General features: G+C 58.2%; 14 protein-coding genes. 11 read left to right on the top strand and 3 right to left on the bottom strand.

Translation table 11 applies throughout. The features are described from left to right. The first annotated feature begins 1 nt into the window (after position 1). Both ACNQ0W_RS03240 and ugpQ read left to right on the top strand, forming a co-directional pair. Positions 2-1,072 (top strand): sn-glycerol-3-phosphate import ATP-binding protein UgpC, encoded by a 1,071-nt coding sequence (locus tag ACNQ0W_RS03240; RefSeq protein WP_022649656.1) that lies wholly within the window; start codon positions 2-4, stop codon positions 1,070-1,072. After that, positions 1,069-1,809 carry a glycerophosphodiester phosphodiesterase gene (gene ugpQ / locus ACNQ0W_RS03235; RefSeq protein ID WP_039269587.1) on the top strand — a complete coding sequence of 247 codons (741 nt, stop codon included), beginning with the start codon at positions 1,069-1,071 and terminating at the stop codon, positions 1,807-1,809. Before ACNQ0W_RS03240 ends, ugpQ begins: the two co-directional genes overlap by 4 nt. Here the strand turns inward: ugpQ and ACNQ0W_RS03230 are convergent. Next, positions 1,799-2,170, bottom strand: a complete 372-nt coding sequence (locus tag ACNQ0W_RS03230) for a DUF2756 family protein (protein ID WP_015571465.1) — start codon at positions 2,168-2,170, stop codon at positions 1,799-1,801. The genes ugpQ and ACNQ0W_RS03230 overlap by 11 nt on opposite strands. A 122-nt stretch (positions 2,171-2,292) precedes the next feature. On the opposite strand from ACNQ0W_RS03230, the gene ggt reads away from it, so the two are divergent. After that, the gene (gene ggt, locus ACNQ0W_RS03225) at positions 2,293-4,038 is read left to right on the top strand and encodes a gamma-glutamyltransferase (RefSeq protein ID WP_072203352.1); all 1,746 of its coding nucleotides are present in this window, start codon (positions 2,293-2,295) and stop codon (positions 4,036-4,038) included. An 87-nt stretch (positions 4,039-4,125) separates the two neighbouring features. On the opposite strand, the gene yhhY is transcribed toward ggt, so the two are convergent. After that, on the bottom strand, positions 4,126-4,614 hold the full coding sequence (gene yhhY, locus ACNQ0W_RS03220; RefSeq protein ID WP_417933171.1) for an N-acetyltransferase: 489 nt from the start codon (positions 4,612-4,614) through the stop codon (positions 4,126-4,128). Between the two features lie 311 nt (positions 4,615-4,925). Here yhhY and ACNQ0W_RS03215 point away from each other — a divergent pair, with 311 nt between their 5' ends. The 5 genes from ACNQ0W_RS03215 to gntU all read left to right on the top strand — a co-directional run bounded on the left by ACNQ0W_RS03215 (position 4,926) and on the right by gntU (position 9,867). Beyond that, positions 4,926-5,963 carry an oxidoreductase gene (locus ACNQ0W_RS03215; protein ID WP_062933359.1) on the top strand — a complete coding sequence of 346 codons (1,038 nt, stop codon included), beginning with the start codon at positions 4,926-4,928 and terminating at the stop codon, positions 5,961-5,963. A gap of 123 nt (positions 5,964-6,086) precedes the next feature. Then, positions 6,087-6,782, top strand: coding sequence for a pirin family protein (locus ACNQ0W_RS03210; protein WP_003861565.1), 696 nt, complete (start codon positions 6,087-6,089; stop codon positions 6,780-6,782). Between the two features lie 91 nt (positions 6,783-6,873). After that, a complete protein-coding gene (gntR, locus tag ACNQ0W_RS03205; protein ID WP_003861567.1) occupies positions 6,874-7,869 on the top strand; it encodes a gluconate operon transcriptional repressor GntR in 996 nt (331 codons plus the stop codon). Positions 7,870-7,995: 126 nt separating this feature from the next. After that, a complete protein-coding gene (gene gntK, locus ACNQ0W_RS03200) occupies positions 7,996-8,523 on the top strand; it encodes a gluconokinase (protein ID WP_003861569.1) in 528 nt (175 codons plus the stop codon). Between the two features lie 3 nt (positions 8,524-8,526). Then, entirely contained in the window at positions 8,527-9,867 is a 1,341-nt protein-coding gene (gntU, locus tag ACNQ0W_RS03195; RefSeq protein ID WP_014833577.1) for a gluconate transporter, read from the top strand. A 161-nt stretch (positions 9,868-10,028) separates the two neighbouring features. On the opposite strand, the gene yhgN is transcribed toward gntU, so the two are convergent. Further along, entirely contained in the window at positions 10,029-10,622 is a 594-nt protein-coding gene (gene yhgN, locus ACNQ0W_RS03190) for an NAAT family transporter YhgN (RefSeq protein ID WP_003861574.1), read from the bottom strand. A 178-nt stretch (positions 10,623-10,800) separates the two neighbouring features. Here yhgN and asd point away from each other — a divergent pair, with 178 nt between their 5' ends. From asd to glgX, 3 genes are all read left to right on the top strand, one after another. Further along, the gene (asd, locus tag ACNQ0W_RS03185; protein ID WP_062933360.1) at positions 10,801-11,904 is read left to right on the top strand and encodes an aspartate-semialdehyde dehydrogenase; all 1,104 of its coding nucleotides are present in this window, start codon (positions 10,801-10,803) and stop codon (positions 11,902-11,904) included. 239 nt (positions 11,905-12,143) lie between these two features. Continuing rightward, positions 12,144-14,330 (top strand): 1,4-alpha-glucan branching enzyme, encoded by a 2,187-nt coding sequence (gene glgB / locus ACNQ0W_RS03180; RefSeq protein WP_062933361.1) that lies wholly within the window; start codon positions 12,144-12,146, stop codon positions 14,328-14,330. Continuing rightward, a complete protein-coding gene (gene glgX, locus ACNQ0W_RS03175) occupies positions 14,327-16,300 on the top strand; it encodes a glycogen debranching protein GlgX (RefSeq protein ID WP_017384138.1) in 1,974 nt (657 codons plus the stop codon). Before glgB ends, glgX begins: the two co-directional genes overlap by 4 nt. Positions 16,301-16,307 lie beyond the last annotated feature (7 nt).

The following is a 16,307-nucleotide window of genomic DNA, read 5'->3' as shown; positions in this document are numbered from 1 at the left end:
GATGGCAGGTTTAAAATTACAGGCAGTAACCAAAAGCTGGGACGGCAAAACCCAGGTCATTCAGCCGCTGACGCTCGACGTGGCGGACGGGGAATTTATCGTGATGGTCGGCCCGTCCGGCTGCGGCAAATCCACGCTGCTGCGTATGGTGGCGGGGCTGGAGCGCGTAACGTCCGGGGATATCTGGATTGACCGCCAGCGCGTCACCGAGATGGAACCCAAAGATCGCGGCATCGCGATGGTATTCCAGAACTATGCCCTCTATCCGCACATGAGCGTGGAAGAGAACATGGCCTGGGGGCTGAAAATCCGCGGTATGGGCAAAGGCCATATCGAGGAGCGCGTGAAAGAGGCCGCGCGCATTCTGGAGCTGGACGGCCTGCTCAAGCGCCGTCCGCGCGAGCTTTCCGGCGGCCAGCGTCAGCGCGTGGCGATGGGGCGCGCCATCGTGCGCGATCCGGCGGTATTCCTGTTCGACGAACCGCTGTCAAACCTCGACGCCAAACTGCGCGTGCAGATGCGCCTTGAGCTACAGCAGCTGCATCGCCGCCTGAAAACCACGTCCCTCTATGTGACCCACGATCAGGTTGAAGCCATGACCCTCGCCCAGCGCGTGATGGTGATGAACAAAGGCATCGCCGAGCAGATTGGCACCCCGGTGGAAGTCTACGAAAAACCGGCCAGCCGTTTTGTGGCGAGCTTTATCGGCAGCCCGGCGATGAACCTGCTGGACGGGCGGATCAATGCGGCGGGAACCCACTTCGAGCTGGAAAGCGGGATGGCGTTGCCGATCAACTGGTACTATCGTGGCTACGCCGGGCGTAAGATGACGCTCGGTATCCGCCCGGAGCATATTGGTTTGACGTCTCAGGCGGACGGCGGCGTGCCGCTGGTGATGGACACGCTGGAGATGCTGGGCGCAGACAACCTGGCGCACGGGCGCTGGGGCGAGCAAAAGCTGGTGGTGCGTCTGCCGCACCAGGAGCGCCCGAAGGCAGGCAGCACGCTGTGGCTGCATATGCCGGAAAATCACCTGCACTTATTTGACGGTGAAACAGGACAACGAGTATGAGCAACTGGCCTTACCCCCACATCGTCGCCCACCGTGGCGGCGGTAAACTGGCGCCGGAAAACACCCTGGCGGCAATTGACGTTGGCGCGCGCTACGGCCATACGATGATCGAGTTCGACGCGAAGCTGTCGAAGGACGGCGAAATTTTCCTGCTGCACGACGACAATCTCGAACGCACCAGCAACGGCTGGGGCGTGGCGGGCGAACTGCCGTGGCGCGATCTGCTGAAGGTGGACGCCGGAAGCTGGTACAGCGGCGAATTTAAAGGCGAACCGCTGCCGCTGCTGGCGGAAGTGGCGGACCGCTGTCGTCAACACGGCATGATGGCCAACATCGAAATCAAACCGACCACCGGCACCGGGCCGCTGACGGGTAAAGTGATTGCCCTTGCCGCGCGCGAGCTGTGGGAAGGTATGACCGCGCCGCTGTTATCGTCGTTTGACATCGACGCGCTGGAAGCCGCACAGGCTGCCGTTCCGGAGTTGCCGCGCGGGCTGCTGCTGGATGCGTGGCGAGAAGACTGGCGCGCGCTGACGACCCGCTTAGGCTGCGTGTCGATCCACCTCAACCATAAGCTGCTGGATGAAGTGCGCGTGACGCTGTTGAAGGAGGCCGGTCTGCATATCCTGGTGTATACCGTCAACAAACCCCAGCGTGCAGCCGAGCTGCTGCGCTGGGGCGTGGACAGCATCTGTACCGATGCGATTGACCAGATCGGGCCGAACTTTATTTATTAAGCATACTGCCGTTCTGCTGGGTCGGCAGCATGTGCTGCTGACCGCTGCTTTGCGATACCCCGCCTCCTAACATCCCACCGTTTGAGTTTGGCAGCGGCTGTTCAAGCATCTGGCCCTGCTGCACGCGCTGGGTGTTGGTATTCATCTGGTTTTGCAGGTGCTGCTGCTGCACCTGGGTCTGCGTCTTTAACTGCTGATTGAGCATCCCTTTCTGCTGCTGTTGCTGGCTCATCATCTCCGTCTGCATACGCTGCTGGCTCGGAATGACGTAGCCCGGCTGGTTCGGGTTGTTCAGGGTGTTGATTGGCTGTGCGAGCGCGGCGAACGGAAGCAGCGCGGTCAGGATCAGTAATCGTTTCATGGTTATCTCCTCCTTTGAGGCTTCTCTTAAGTTTACCCTGATTCCGGCATAACGATGATTTTTTAAGAGTTGTGAACCAGGCTTAAGCGGGGAATATGGACCCCTTCACCTGGAGAACAATAATGATGAAACCAACCTTTTTGCGCTGGGTCGCCATCGCTGCGCTGATGGCAGGCGGCACATTTACCGTGGCGGCCAACCCGCCCGCCGCTCCTCCGGTCTCTTACGGCGTGGAGGAGGATGTTTTTCACCCCGTGCGGGCGACGCACGGCATGGTGGCCTCGGTGGACGCGCTGGCAACGCAGGTGGGCGTCGATATTCTTAAGCAGGGCGGTAACGCGGTGGATGCGGCGGTCGCGGTGGGATATGCGCTGGCGGTGACGCATCCACAGGCGGGGAACCTGGGCGGCGGCGGGTTTATGATGCTGCGCACCAAAGACGGTAAAACCACGGCCATCGACTTCCGTGAGATGGCGCCGAACCAGGCCTCCCGCGATATGTTCCTCGACGATCAGGGCAATCCGGACAGTAAAAAATCTCTGACCTCGCACCTTGCCTCCGGCACGCCGGGCACCGTTGCGGGCTTCTCGCTGGCGCTGGAAAAATACGGCACGCTGCCGCTGAATAAAGTGGTGCAGCCTGCCATCAAGCTGGCGCGCGACGGCTTCGTCGTCAACGACGCGCTGGCGGACGACCTCAAAACCTACGGCAGCGAAGTTATTCCCAATCATGAGAACAGCAAGGCTATCTTCTGGAAAGACGGCGAGCCGCTGAAGAAGGGCGATAAGCTGGTGCAGAAGAACCTCGCAAAAAGTCTCGAACTGATTGCTGAAAACGGCCCGGACGCCTTCTATAAAGGGCCGATTGCCGATCAGATTGCCGATGAGATGCAGAAGAACGGCGGGCTGATCACCAAAGCGGATCTGGCGGAATATAAGGCGGTGGAGCGCGAGCCGATCAGCGGCACCTATCGCGGCTACGAGGTCTTCTCCATGCCGCCGCCGTCCTCCGGGGGGATTCACATCGTGCAGATCCTCAATATTCTGGAAAACTTCGATATGCACAAGTTCGGCTTCGGTAGCGCCGATGCCATGCAGGTGATGGCGGAGGCGGAGAAGCGCGCCTACGCTGACCGCTCGGAATACCTTGGCGATCCGGACTTCGTTAAGGTGCCGTGGCAGGCGCTGACCAACAAAGCCTATGCCAAATCAATTGCCGACGAGATCGACATCAACAAGGCTAAGCCGTCGAGCGAGATCCGCCCGGGCAAGCTGGCGCCGTATGAAAGTAACCAGACCACCCACTTCTCGGTCGTGGACAAAGACGGTAACGCGGTGGCGGTAACTTACACGCTTAACACCACCTTCGGCACCGGGATTGTGGCGGGCAACAGCGGTATTTTGCTGAACAACGAGATGGATGACTTCTCCGCCAAACCGGGCGTGCCGAACGTCTACGGCCTGGTCGGCGGCGATGCGAATGCGGTCGGGCCGAAGAAGCGCCCGCTGTCGTCCATGTCGCCCACCATCGTGGTGAAAGACGGCAAAACCTGGCTGGTGACCGGCAGCCCTGGCGGGAGCCGGATTATCACAACCGTGCTGCAAATGGTGGTGAACAGCATCGACTTTGGGATGAACGTTGCCGAAGCGACCAATGCGCCGCGTTTCCACCACCAGTGGCTGCCGGACGAGCTGCGCGTCGAGAAGGGCTTTAGCCCGGACACCATTAAGCTGCTTGAGCAGCGTGGGCAGAAGGTGGCGGTGAAGGAGGCGATGGGCAGCACCCAGAGCATTATGGTCGGGCCGGACGGGGCGCTTTTTGGCGCATCGGACCCGCGTTCGGTGGATGATTTAACGGCGGGGTATTGATTTTTTTGCCCGGTGGCGCTGCGCTTACCGGGCCTGGAACGGCACGAACGTAGGCCGGGTAAGGCGAAGCCGCCACCCGGCAACAAACTACTTCATACGCGCCATATAATACGCGTCCACATATTCGCCGTTGCGCAGGGCGTAGCGCCTGCCGGTGCCTTCAATCTCAAACCCGTGCTTTTTGTACACCGCGATTGCCGGTTCGTTATCCACAAACACCGTTAACTCGATGCGGTCGACGCGCAGCCAGTTGTCACACATATCGATCATGGTGCGAATCAGCGCGCTGGCCACGCCGCGGTTATGCCACTGTGCGCCAACGCAGATACCGAAATCGGCAACGTGGCTGCGGCGTGGTCGCTGGACGACATCAATGGTGAGGTGGCCGACCACGATATCATCAATGCAGGCAACCAGCTGTTTAATGCCCGGCTGTTCGCCTAGCCGCATTTGCCACATTTCCATTGAAGGATGAGGAACCTGTAGCGTGTTGTGGTACACCTCCGGCTGGGCGTGGATCTGACGAATGGCGTCGTAATCTTTCGGTTCAGCGTGGCGTATCACTATCTCACTCATTCCTTGTTCCTCAGTCAGTTAAAAGTCCCCTCCAACATCAGTGACTTTAAAAGTTGAGTCAATCGCTATTTTTTGCAAAAAGTGTTGGACAAGTGCGAATGAGAATGATTATTATTGCTCTGCATTCAGGAAGACCTCCTACGGGAACCTGAAAGCACGACATTGCTCACATTGCTTCCAGTATTACTTTAGCCAGCTTCTCGCTGGCTTTTTTTTTGTCCTTTTTCTCCCTCTCCCACCGTGAGAGGGCTGGGGTGAGGGCAAAACATGCGCTATGGTAAAACCCAGTAACCTTCCAAAAGGACTGAGCCATGACACTACATTGTGCATTTATTGGATTTGGCAAAAGCACCACGCGTTACCACCTTCCGTATGTTCTCAACCGTAAAGAGACCTGGCACGTGGCCCATATCTATCGCCGCCGCGCGAAGCCAGAAGAGCAGTCTCCGCAGTATTCCCATATTCATTTCACCAGCGATCTTGATGAGGTGCTTAACGACCCGCAGGTGAAGCTGGTGGTGGTCTGTACCCACGCCGACAGCCACTTTGACTACGCGAAACGCGCGCTGGAAGCGGGTAAAAACGTGCTGGTGGAAAAACCGTTCACCCCGACCCTCGCCGAAGCGAAGGAGCTGTTCGCGCTGGCGAAAAGCAAAGGGCTGACCGTCACGCCGTACCAGAACCGTCGCTTTGACAGCTGCTTCCTGACGGCGAAAAAGGCGATTGAAAGCGGCAAACTCGGCGAGATCGTGGAAATCGAAAGCCACTTCGATTACTACCGCCCGGTGGCGGAAACCCAGCCCGGACTGCCGCAGGATGGCTCCTTCTACGGTCTCGGCGTGCACACCATGGACCAGATCATCTCCCTGTTTGGCCGCCCGGACCACGTGGCGTATGACATCCGCAGCCTGCGCAATAAGGCCAACCCGGACGATACCTTTGAAGCGCAGCTGTTCTACGGCGACCTGAAAGCCATCGTTAAAACCAGCCATCTGGTGAAAATCGACTACCCGAAATTTATCGTTCACGGCAAGAAAGGCTCCTTTATCAAGTACGGTATTGACCAGCAGGAGACCAGCCTGAAGGCCAATATCATGCCGGGTGAACCGGGCTTTGCGGCAGATGATTCCGTGGGCGTTCTGGAGTACGTGAACGACGAGGGCGTGACGGTCAGGGAAGCGCTGAAGCCGGAAACGGGCGACTATGGACGCGTCTACGATGCGCTGTATGACACCCTCACCAACGGTGCGCCGAATTACGTCAAGGAATCTGACGTTCTGACCAATCTGGAAATCCTCGAACGGGCCTTCGAACAGGCTTCTCCTGCCACGGTAACCCTCGCCAGATAAGCAAAAATGGCTCCTCTTCGCTTGTTCTAAATTTTTGAACAGAGGAGTCAATTTTCACCCTCTATGATCCCAGGGCGTTTGCGTCCACACTTACTCCATCGAAACGAACTGAGGGTGAAAACAATGATCTACTTACGCAAAGCAAACGAACGTGGTCACGCGAATCATGGCTGGCTGGACTCATGGCATTCATTCTCGTTTGCCGACTACTACGACCCGAACTTTATGGGCTTCTCCGCACTGCGCGTCATTAACGACGACGTGATTGATGCAGGCCAGGGCTTCGGTACCCACCCGCACAAAGACATGGAAATCCTGACCTATGTGCTGGAAGGGGCGGTTGAGCACCAGGACAGCATGGGCAACAAAGAGCAGGTTCCGGCGGGCGAGTTCCAGATTATGAGCGCGGGGACCGGGGTGCGTCACTCGGAGTACAACCCGAGCAAAACGGAAAAACTGCACCTGTATCAAATCTGGATCATTCCAGAAGAGACCGGCATCACGCCACGCTACGAGCAGCGCCGCTTCGACGCGAAACAGGGCAAACAGCTGGTGCTCTCCCCGGATGCGCGTGAAGGTTCCCTGAAAGTGCATCAGGATATGGAGCTGTACCGCTGGGCGCTGGCGAAAGATGAACAGTCTGTACACCAGATTGCCGCCAACCGCCGCGTGTGGATCCAGGTGGTGAAAGGGGAGGTGTCCATCAACGGCACCAAAGCGACAACCGCCGATGGCCTGGCAGTCTGGGATGAGCAGGCGCTCTCCGTGCATGCCGACAGCGAAAGTGAAATTCTGCTGTTTGACCTGCCGCCGGTCTAAATAATTTCTCAACCTTCCCTTTAAACGGGGAAGGTTAAGCTTTGTCCGTGATAAACTGAGCAAATCTCTCACTTCAAGATTTCTCAGGACGATGAAAAAGAAACGCCCCGTACTTCAGGATGTCGCCGATCGCGTCGGTGTGACCAAAATGACGGTCAGCCGTTTTTTACGTAACCCGGAACAGGTTTCCGTGGCGTTGCGTGGCAAGATTGCCGCCGCCCTTGATGAACTGGGTTATATCCCCAACCGCGCGCCCGATATTCTCTCCAATGCGACCAGCCGTGCGGTGGGCGTCCTGCTTCCTTCCTTAACCAACCAGGTATTCGCCGAAGTGCTGCGTGGCATCGAAAGCGTCACCGATGCGTTTGGCTATCAGACCATGCTCGCCCACTACGGGTACAAGCCGGAACTGGAAGAGGAACGTCTTGAATCGATGCTTTCCTGGAACATCGACGGCCTGATTTTAACGGAACGTACTCACACCCCGCGCACGCTGAAAATGATTGAAGTGGCAGGCATTCCGGTGGTGGAACTGATGGACAGCCAGTCGCCGTGCCTCGACATCGCCGTGGGGTTCGATAACTTTGAAGCGGCGCGTCAGATGACGGCGGCGATCATCGCCCGTGGTCATCGCCATGTGGCCTATCTGGGTGCGCGTCTGGATGAACGTACTATCATCAAACAGAAGGGATACGAGCAGGCGATGCTCGACGCCGGTTTAACCCCGTACAGCGTGATGGTGGAGCAATCTTCTTCTTACACGTCGGGCATTGAGCTGATGCGTCAGGCGCGACGCGAGTATCCGCAACTGGACGGTATTTTCTGCACCAACGATGACCTTGCGGTCGGCGCCGCGTTTGAGTGCCAGCGTCTGGGTTTAAAAATCCCGGATGATATGGCGATTGCCGGCTTCCACGGCCACGACATTGGCCAGGTGATGGAGCCGCGTCTGGCGAGCGTCCTGACCCCGCGTGAACGCATGGGCCGCATTGGTGCAGAACGCCTGCTGGCGCGCATTCGTGGTGAGGCAGTTACCCCTAAAATGTTAGATTTAGGTTTCACCTTGTCACCAGGTGGATCTATTTAATCCGACAAATTTGAAGTAGCTCACACTTATTCACTTCGCGCACGTTTGGATATTGCTTCTCATATGCCCCGGCAGGACAATGTTACCGATAACTGTTACCCGTAACAATTGACTGAGGGACACCCTTTGAGCACGACTAATCACGATCACCACGTTTACGTCCTGATGGGCGTGTCCGGTAGCGGTAAATCTGCCGTGGCGAGCGAAGTGGCGCATCAACTCCAGGCTGCGTTTCTTGATGGTGACTTCCTCCATCCGCGCAGCAACATCATGAAAATGGCTTCCGGCGAGCCGCTGAACGACGACGACCGCAAACCGTGGTTGCAGGCGCTGAATGACGCCGCGTTCGCGATGCAGCGCACCAATAAAGTCTCCCTGATCGTCTGTTCCGCGCTGAAAAAAACCTATCGCGACCTGCTGCGCGACGGCAACCCGAACCTCTCTTTCATCTACCTGAAAGGCGATTTTGGGGTGATTGAAAGCCGCCTGAAGGCGCGTAAAGGCCACTTCTTCAAAACCCAGATGCTGGTAACGCAGTTCGAAGCGTTGCAGGAGCCGGGTGCTGACGAGCAGGATGTCTTAGTGGTTGATATCGATCAGCCGCTGGAAGGTGTTGTTGCCAGCACCATCGAGGTTATTAATAAAAGGCAGTAAGTTTTGAGTACATTAACGCTAGTTTTGACAGCAGTGGGTTCCGTATTGCTGCTGCTGTTTTTAGTGATGAAGGCACGTATGCACGCCTTCGTTGCTTTGATGGTGGTTTCTATTGGTGCCGGTCTCTTTTCCGGCATGCCGCTCGACAAAATCGCGGCGACGATGGAAAAAGGGATGGGCGGCACGCTCGGCTTCCTGGCCATTGTGGTGGCGCTGGGCGCGATGTTTGGCAAGATTTTGCACGAGACGGGCGCGGTCGATCAGATTGCGGTCAAGATGCTGAAATCCTTCGGGCACAGCCGTGCGCACTACGCGATTGGTCTGGCCGGTCTGATTTGCGCGCTGCCGCTGTTCTTTGAAGTGGCGGTGGTGCTGCTGATTAGCGTGGCGTTCTCCATGGCGCGCCATACCGGTACTAACCTCGTGAAGCTGGTCATTCCGCTGTTTGCGGGCGTGGCGGCGGCGGCGGCGTTTCTGCTGCCGGGGCCTGCCCCGATGCTGCTGGCCTCCCAGATGCATGCTGACTTTGGCTGGATGATCCTGATTGGCCTGTGCGCGGCAATTCCGGGGATGATTATCGCCGGTCCGCTGTGGGGCAACTTCATCAGCCGCTACGTTGAGCTGCACATTCCGGATGACATCACCGAGCCGCACCTGGGCGAGGGCAAAATGCCATCCTTCGGCTTCAGTCTGTCGCTGATCCTGCTGCCGCTGGTGCTGGTGGGCCTGAAAACCATCGCTGCGCGCTTTGTGCCGGTGGGGTCAACCGCTTACGAGTGGTTTGAGTTTATTGGTCATCCGTTCACCGCGATCCTGGTGGCGTGTCTGGTAGCAATTTACGGCCTGGCGATGCGTCAGGGCATGCCGAAAGACCGCGTGATGGAGATCTGTGGTGCCGCGCTGCAACCGGCGGGGATTATCCTGCTGGTGATCGGGGCGGGCGGCGTGTTCAAGCAGGTGCTGGTGGATTCCGGCGTTGGTCCGGCGCTGGGCGAAGCGCTGACCGGGATGGGGCTGCCGATTGCAGTCACCTGTTTCGTGCTGGCTGCGGCGGTGCGTATCATTCAGGGCTCCGCGACCGTAGCGTGCTTAACCGCCGTGGGTCTGGTGATGCCGGTGATTGAACAGCTGAACTACTCCGGTGCGCAGATGGCGGCACTCTCTATCTGTATCGCGGGTGGCTCGATTGTGGTTTCTCACGTGAACGACGCGGGCTTCTGGCTGTTCGGTAAATTTACCGGCGCAACCGAAGCGCAAACCCTGAAAACCTGGACGCTGATGGAAACCATCCTCGGCACGACGGGTGCGATTGTCGGGATGATTGCGTTTACGCTGCTGAGCTAATCCCGGTTTTCTCCCTCTCTCACAGGGAGAGGGTTGGGGTGAGGGCATCAGGCCGCAGAGGGCGTATTTTGTCGGGTGGCGGCTTCGCCTTACCCGACCTACAAAAAACTCAGGTCCCGTAGGCCGGGTAAGCGCAAGCGCCACCCGGCTTTTTTACATCTTCATCCTTTCATCCACGCCCGGATCCCGTCCAGGAACATCTGCGTTGCCATCATCACCAGAATCAGCCCCATCAGGCGCTCCAGCGCGTTCACCCCTTTCTCACCCAGCAGGCGCAGGAACAGCGACGACTGCAACAGGATAATAAACGTCCCGCCCCAGGCGATCAGCAGGGCAATCACCAGATGGCTCATCTGATTTGGATACTGATGCGACAGCAGCATCAACGTCGCCAGAATCGTTGGCCCGGCGACCAGCGGGATCGCCAGCGGCACGATAAACGGCTCTTCACCCGCAGGCAGGCCGCTGCTGCTGCCCTCCGCGCTCGGGAAAATCATCTTAATGGCAATCAGGAACAAAATTATCCCGCCGGAAATGGAGACCGTTTCGGCGCGTAAGTTCAGGAAAGCGAGGATTTTTTCACCGGCGAACAGGAAGATAAACATCACCAGCAGGGCGATGAGCAACTCGCGGATCATGATCGCCCGACGGCGCTTCGGCTCGGTGTGCTTCAGCACCGACATGAAGATCGGCAGATTACCGAGCGGATCCATAATCAGGATCAATAAAACCGCTGCGGAAATGATTTCACTCATCTTAAATTATCCCTGATACTTATTGTGGTCATTGCGATGATTAGCACTTTTTCTGATTGCCGGGCAATCATCGATTAATTTCGCTTGCGACTTTGGCAGCATTTTGTAATGTGAAGCATATCCCAGTTCAATACTGGCTTGCACAATCAGCACACACCCCTTGCAGGAAAAAAATGCTATGAAAAACGTTGGTTTTATCGGCTGGCGCGGTATGGTCGGCTCTGTACTCATGCAACGCATGGTTGAAGAGCGCGATTTCGACGCCATCCGCCCGGTCTTCTTCTCCACTTCCCAGCTCGGCCAGGCTGCACCGTCCTTTGGGGGTACCACAGGCACGTTGCAGGACGCTTACGATCTGGAAGCGCTGAAGGCACTCGACATTATTGTGACCTGCCAGGGCGGCGATTATACCAACGAAATCTATCCGAAGCTGCGTGAAAGCGGCTGGCAGGGCTACTGGATTGACGCGGCCTCTTCGCTTCGCATGAAAGACGATGCGATCATTATTCTCGACCCGGTTAACCAGGGCGTCATCACCGACGGGCTTAACAACGGCGTGAAAACCTTTGTTGGCGGTAACTGCACCGTCAGCCTGATGCTGATGTCCCTCGGCGGTCTGTTCGCACAGGATCTGGTGGAGTGGGTCTCCGTGGCGACCTACCAGGCGGCCTCCGGCGGCGGCGCGCGTCATATGCGCGAACTGCTGACCCAGATGGGCCAGCTGCACCAGAGCGTCGCAACCGAGCTGGCAGACCCGGCGTCCGCAATCCTCGACATCGAGCGTAAAGTCACTCAGCTCACCCGCAGCGGCGAGCTGCCGGTAGATAACTTTGGCGTACCGCTGGCCGGTGGCCTGATCCCGTGGATCGACAAACAGCTGGATAACGGCCAGACCCGCGAAGAGTGGAAGGGCCAGGCTGAGACCAACAAAATCCTCGGCACCGCGAACACCATTCCGGTTGACGGTCTGTGCGTGCGTATCGGCGCGCTGCGCTGCCACAGCCAGGCCTTCACCATTAAACTGAAAAAAGATGTGTCTATTCCGACCGTGGAAGAGCTGCTGGCCGCGCACAACCCGTGGGCGAAAGTGGTGCCAAACGATCGCGATATCACCATGCGCGAACTGACCCCGGCAGCCGTGACCGGCACGCTGACCACCCCGGTTGGGCGTCTGCGCAAGCTGAACATGGGGCCGGAGTACCTCTCCGCGTTCACCGTTGGCGATCAGCTGCTGTGGGGTGCTGCCGAGCCGCTGCGCCGCATGCTGCGCCAGCTGGCGTAATAATTTGTTAAACACGGGGGGTGATTGTCACCCCCTTTTTTTGCGTACTACATGGAGTAAAACGCAGATGTCTTATTTTTTATCAGGAGGACCCACGACGTTGGCTATGCTTTAAGGAAGATTTATTTCTCACCTGAGGGTAGGGCGGAGCAGAGAGGATTAACTGCACCGTTTAGGTCACATTAAAAGTCGTCCCGGAGCGCGTAAAAAGGGCGACATAAAAAAACAGGATGAATACCATGTCCGATCGTATTTCGAGAGACGTGATTAATGCGCTTATTGCGGGTCACTTTGCCGACCCCTTTTCTGTGCTAGGGATGCACCGTACAGAGGCCGGGCTGGAAGTTCGGGCGCTGTTACCGGATGCAACAGAAGTGTGGGTTATCGAACCCAAAACCGGCCGCAAGGTGGGTAATCTGGAATGCCTCGACTCGCGTGGCTTCTTCTCGGGCGTCATGCCCCGCCGTAAAAATCCTTTTCGTTATCAGCTTGCCGTTATCTGGCACGGTCAGCAAAACCTGATTGACGATCCCTATAGCTTCGGCCCGCTCTTAAAAGAGATGGACGCCTGGCTGCTGTCCGAAGGGACCCATTTACGCCCCTACGAAACGCTGGGTGCCCATGCGGATACCATGGACGGTATCACCGGCACGCGTTTTGCCGTATGGGCGCCAAACGCCCAGCGCGTCTCCGTCGTCGGGCAGTTCAACTACTGGGACGGTCGTCGTCACCCCATGCGCCTGCGCCGGGAAACCGGCATCTGGGAGCTGTTTATCCCCGGCGCGCACAACGGTCAGCTCTACAAATTCGAGATGATCGATGCCAACGGCAAGCTGCGCATTAAATCCGACCCGTACGCCTTTGAGGCCGAACTGCGCCCGAATACCGCCTCGCTGATTTGCGGCCTGCCGGAGAAGGTTGTCCAGACGGAAGAGCGCAAGCAGGCTAACCGCTTCGATGCGCCGATCTCCGTTTATGAGGTGCATCTCGGCTCGTGGCGTCGCCACACCGATAACAACTTCTGGCTGAGCTATCGCGAGCTGGCGGACCAGCTGGTGCCGTACGCGAAATGGATGGGCTTTACCCATCTGGAGCTGCTGCCGATCAACGAACACCCGTTCGACGGCAGCTGGGGCTATCAGCCAACCGGGCTGTATGCGCCCACGCGCCGCTTCGGCACGCGCGATGACTTCCGCTATTTCATCGATGCCGCGCACGCCGCCGGGCTGAACGTGATCCTCGACTGGGTGCCGGGCCACTTCCCGTCGGACGATTTTGCGCTGGCAGAGTTCGACGGCACCAAGCTGTACGAGCACAGCGACCCGCGCGAAGGCTATCACCAGGACTGGAACACGCTGATCTACAACTACGGTCGCCGTGAAGTATCGAACTACCTGGTCGGGAACGCGTTGTACTGGATCGAGCGCTTCGGCATTGATGCCCTGCGCGTGGATGCGGTGGCGTCGATGATTTACCGCGACTACAGCCGCAAAGAGGGGGAGTGGATCCCGAACGAGTATGGCGGCCGTGAAAACCTCGAAGCGATCGAGTTTCTGCGCAACACCAACCGCATTATCGGCGAGCAGGTGGAAGGCGCCGTGACCATGGCGGAAGAGTCCACCGACTTCCCGGGCGTTTCCCGTCCACCGGCAATGGGCGGCCTGGGCTTCTGGTACAAGTGGAACCTCGGCTGGATGCACGACACGCTCGACTACATGAAGCTCGACCCGGTTTATCGTCAGTATCACCACGATAAACTCACCTTCGGGCTGCTCTACAACTACACCGAAAACTTCATGCTGCCGCTGTCGCACGATGAAGTGGTGCACGGCAAAAAATCCATTCTCGACCGCATGCCGGGGGACGCGTGGCAGAAGTTTGCCAACCTGCGCGCCTACTACGGCTGGATGTTCGCCTTCCCGGGCAAAAAGCTGCTGTTTATGGGTAACGAATTTGCCCAGGGGCGCGAATGGAACCACGATACCAGCCTTGACTGGCATCTGCTGGAAGGTGCGGACAACTGGCACCATGGCGTACAGCGTCTGGTCCGCGACCTGAACCTGACCTATCGCCACCATAAAGCGCTGCACGAGCTGGACTTCGATCCATACGGCTTTGAGTGGCTGGTGGTGGACGACCACGAGCGCTCGGTGTTTGTCTTTGTGCGCCGCGACAAGGCGGGTAACGAGATCATTGTCGCCAGCAACTTCACGCCGGTGCCGCGCGAACACTACCGCTTCGGCATTAACCAGCCGGGCAAATGGCGCGAAATTCTCAATACCGACTCCATGCACTACCACGGCAGCAACGCGGGTAACGGCGGGCTGGTGCAGAGCGATGCCATTGAAAGCCACGGCCGTCCGAACTCCCTGAGCCTGACGCTGCCGCCGCTGAGCACAATCTGGCTGGTGCGGGAGGGAGAATGACGCAGCTCACGGCAGGTAAACCCGAACCGCTCGGGGCGAGCTTTGACGGAAAGGGGGTGAACTTCACGCTCTTTTCCGCCCATGCGGAGCGGGTGGAACTCTGTGTGTTTGACGGGGAAGGTAACGAGCACCGTTACGATTTACCGGCGCGCACGGGGGATACCTGGCATGGCTACCTGGCCGGAGGACGGCCGGGGATGCACTACGGTTTTCGCGTACACGGCCCCTGGGAGCCCTCTCAGGGGCACTGGTTTAACCCGGCGAAGCTGCTGATTGACCCGTGCGCGCACCGCGTGGACGGTGAGTTTAAAGATGACTCGCTGTTCCACGTTGGCTACGGCGAACCTGACCACCGCGACAGCGCGCCCGTCGCGCCCAAAAGCGTGGTGGTGCACGATCTCTACGACTGGGAAGACGATGCCCCGCCGCGCACGCCGTGGGGCAACACCGTTATTTATGAAGCCCACGTTAAAGGGCTGACATATCTGCACCCGTCAATCCCTAAAGAGATGCGCGGCACCTACAAAGCGCTTGGGCATCCGACGATGGTCGCGTACCTGAAGCACTTAGGGATCACCGCGCTGGAGCTGTTGCCCGTGGCGCATTTCGCCAGCGAGCCGCGGCTACAGCGTCTTGGGTTAAGCAACTACTGGGGCTACAACCCGCTGGCGATGTTCGCCCTCGACCCGCGCTACGCGGTGCAGCCGGAGAAGGCACGGGATGAGTTTCGCGATGCGGTGAAGGCGCTTCACGCGGCGGGTATCGAGGTCATTCTGGACGTGGTGCTGAACCACAGTGCGGAAAGCGATCTTGACGGCCCGACGCTCTCACAGCGCGGAATCGATAACCGTAGCTATTATTGGATCAGGGACGACGGCGATTACGAGAACTGGACCGGGTGCGGTAACACCCTCAACCTCAGTCATCCGGCCGTTACGCATTACGCGTACGAGTGCCTGAAATACTGGGTTGAGACGTTCCACGTGGACGGTTTTCGTTTCGACCTGGCGCCGGTGATGGGGCGCACCCCGGCGTTCAGCCAGCAGGCGCCGCTGTTTGAGGCCATCAAAAACTGCCCGGTGCTCTCAAAGGTTAAGCTGATCGCGGAGCCCTGGGACATCGGCGAGGGCGGTTATCAGGTGGGGAATTTCCCGCCGCTGTTTGCCGAGTGGAACGACCACTTCCGCGATGCCATCCGCCGCTTCTGGCTGACGCGCGATCTGTCGCTGGGGGAGTTTGCCGGTCGCTTTGCCGGCTCCAGCGATCTCTTCAAGCGTGACGGCAAACGTCCGTCGGCCACCATTAACCTGCTGACGGCACACGACGGTTTTACGCTGCGCGACTGCGTTTGTTTCAATCAGAAACACAATGAGGCAAACGGCGAGGAGAATCGCGATGGGACTAACAATAACCATAGCTTCAACCATGGTATAGAAGGGTTAGGCGGAAGTCTGGATGTGATCGAGCGGCGACGCGCCAGCGTTCATGCGCTGCTGACGACGCTTTTGTTGTCGCAGGGCACGCCGATGCTGCTGGCGGGCGATGAGCACGGCCACAGCCAGCACGGCAACAACAACGCCTATTGCCAGGACAACACCCTGACCTGGCTCGACTGGGGAGAAGCGAACAGCGGGCTGACCCATTTCACCGCGGCGCTGATCCATCTTCGCCAGCGCATTCCCGCGCTCACCGCCGACCGCTGGTGGGAAGAGGGCGACGGAAACGTTCGCTGGCTGAATAAAGACGCGCAACCGTTAAGCGCGCAAGAGTGGCAACACGGCATACCCTGTCTGCAAATCCTGCTTTCGGATGCGTGGCTGGTGACGCTGAACGCGACGGATGACGTCGCAGAGATTGTTTTACCTGACGGGGAATGGCGAGCCATTCCTCCCTTTGCCGGAGCGGATAATCCGGTTGTTATGGCTGTCTGGCACGGGCCTGCGCACGGAGTGTGCGTATTCCAAAGATGATAAAAAA

This window comes from Enterobacter cloacae complex sp. 6730903, assembly GCF_048283985.1.
Classification (GTDB): domain Bacteria; phylum Pseudomonadota; class Gammaproteobacteria; order Enterobacterales; family Enterobacteriaceae; genus Enterobacter; species Enterobacter hormaechei_C.
The sequence above is the reverse complement of the archived record's forward strand: the minus strand, read 5'-3'. Positions and strand labels throughout refer to the sequence as shown.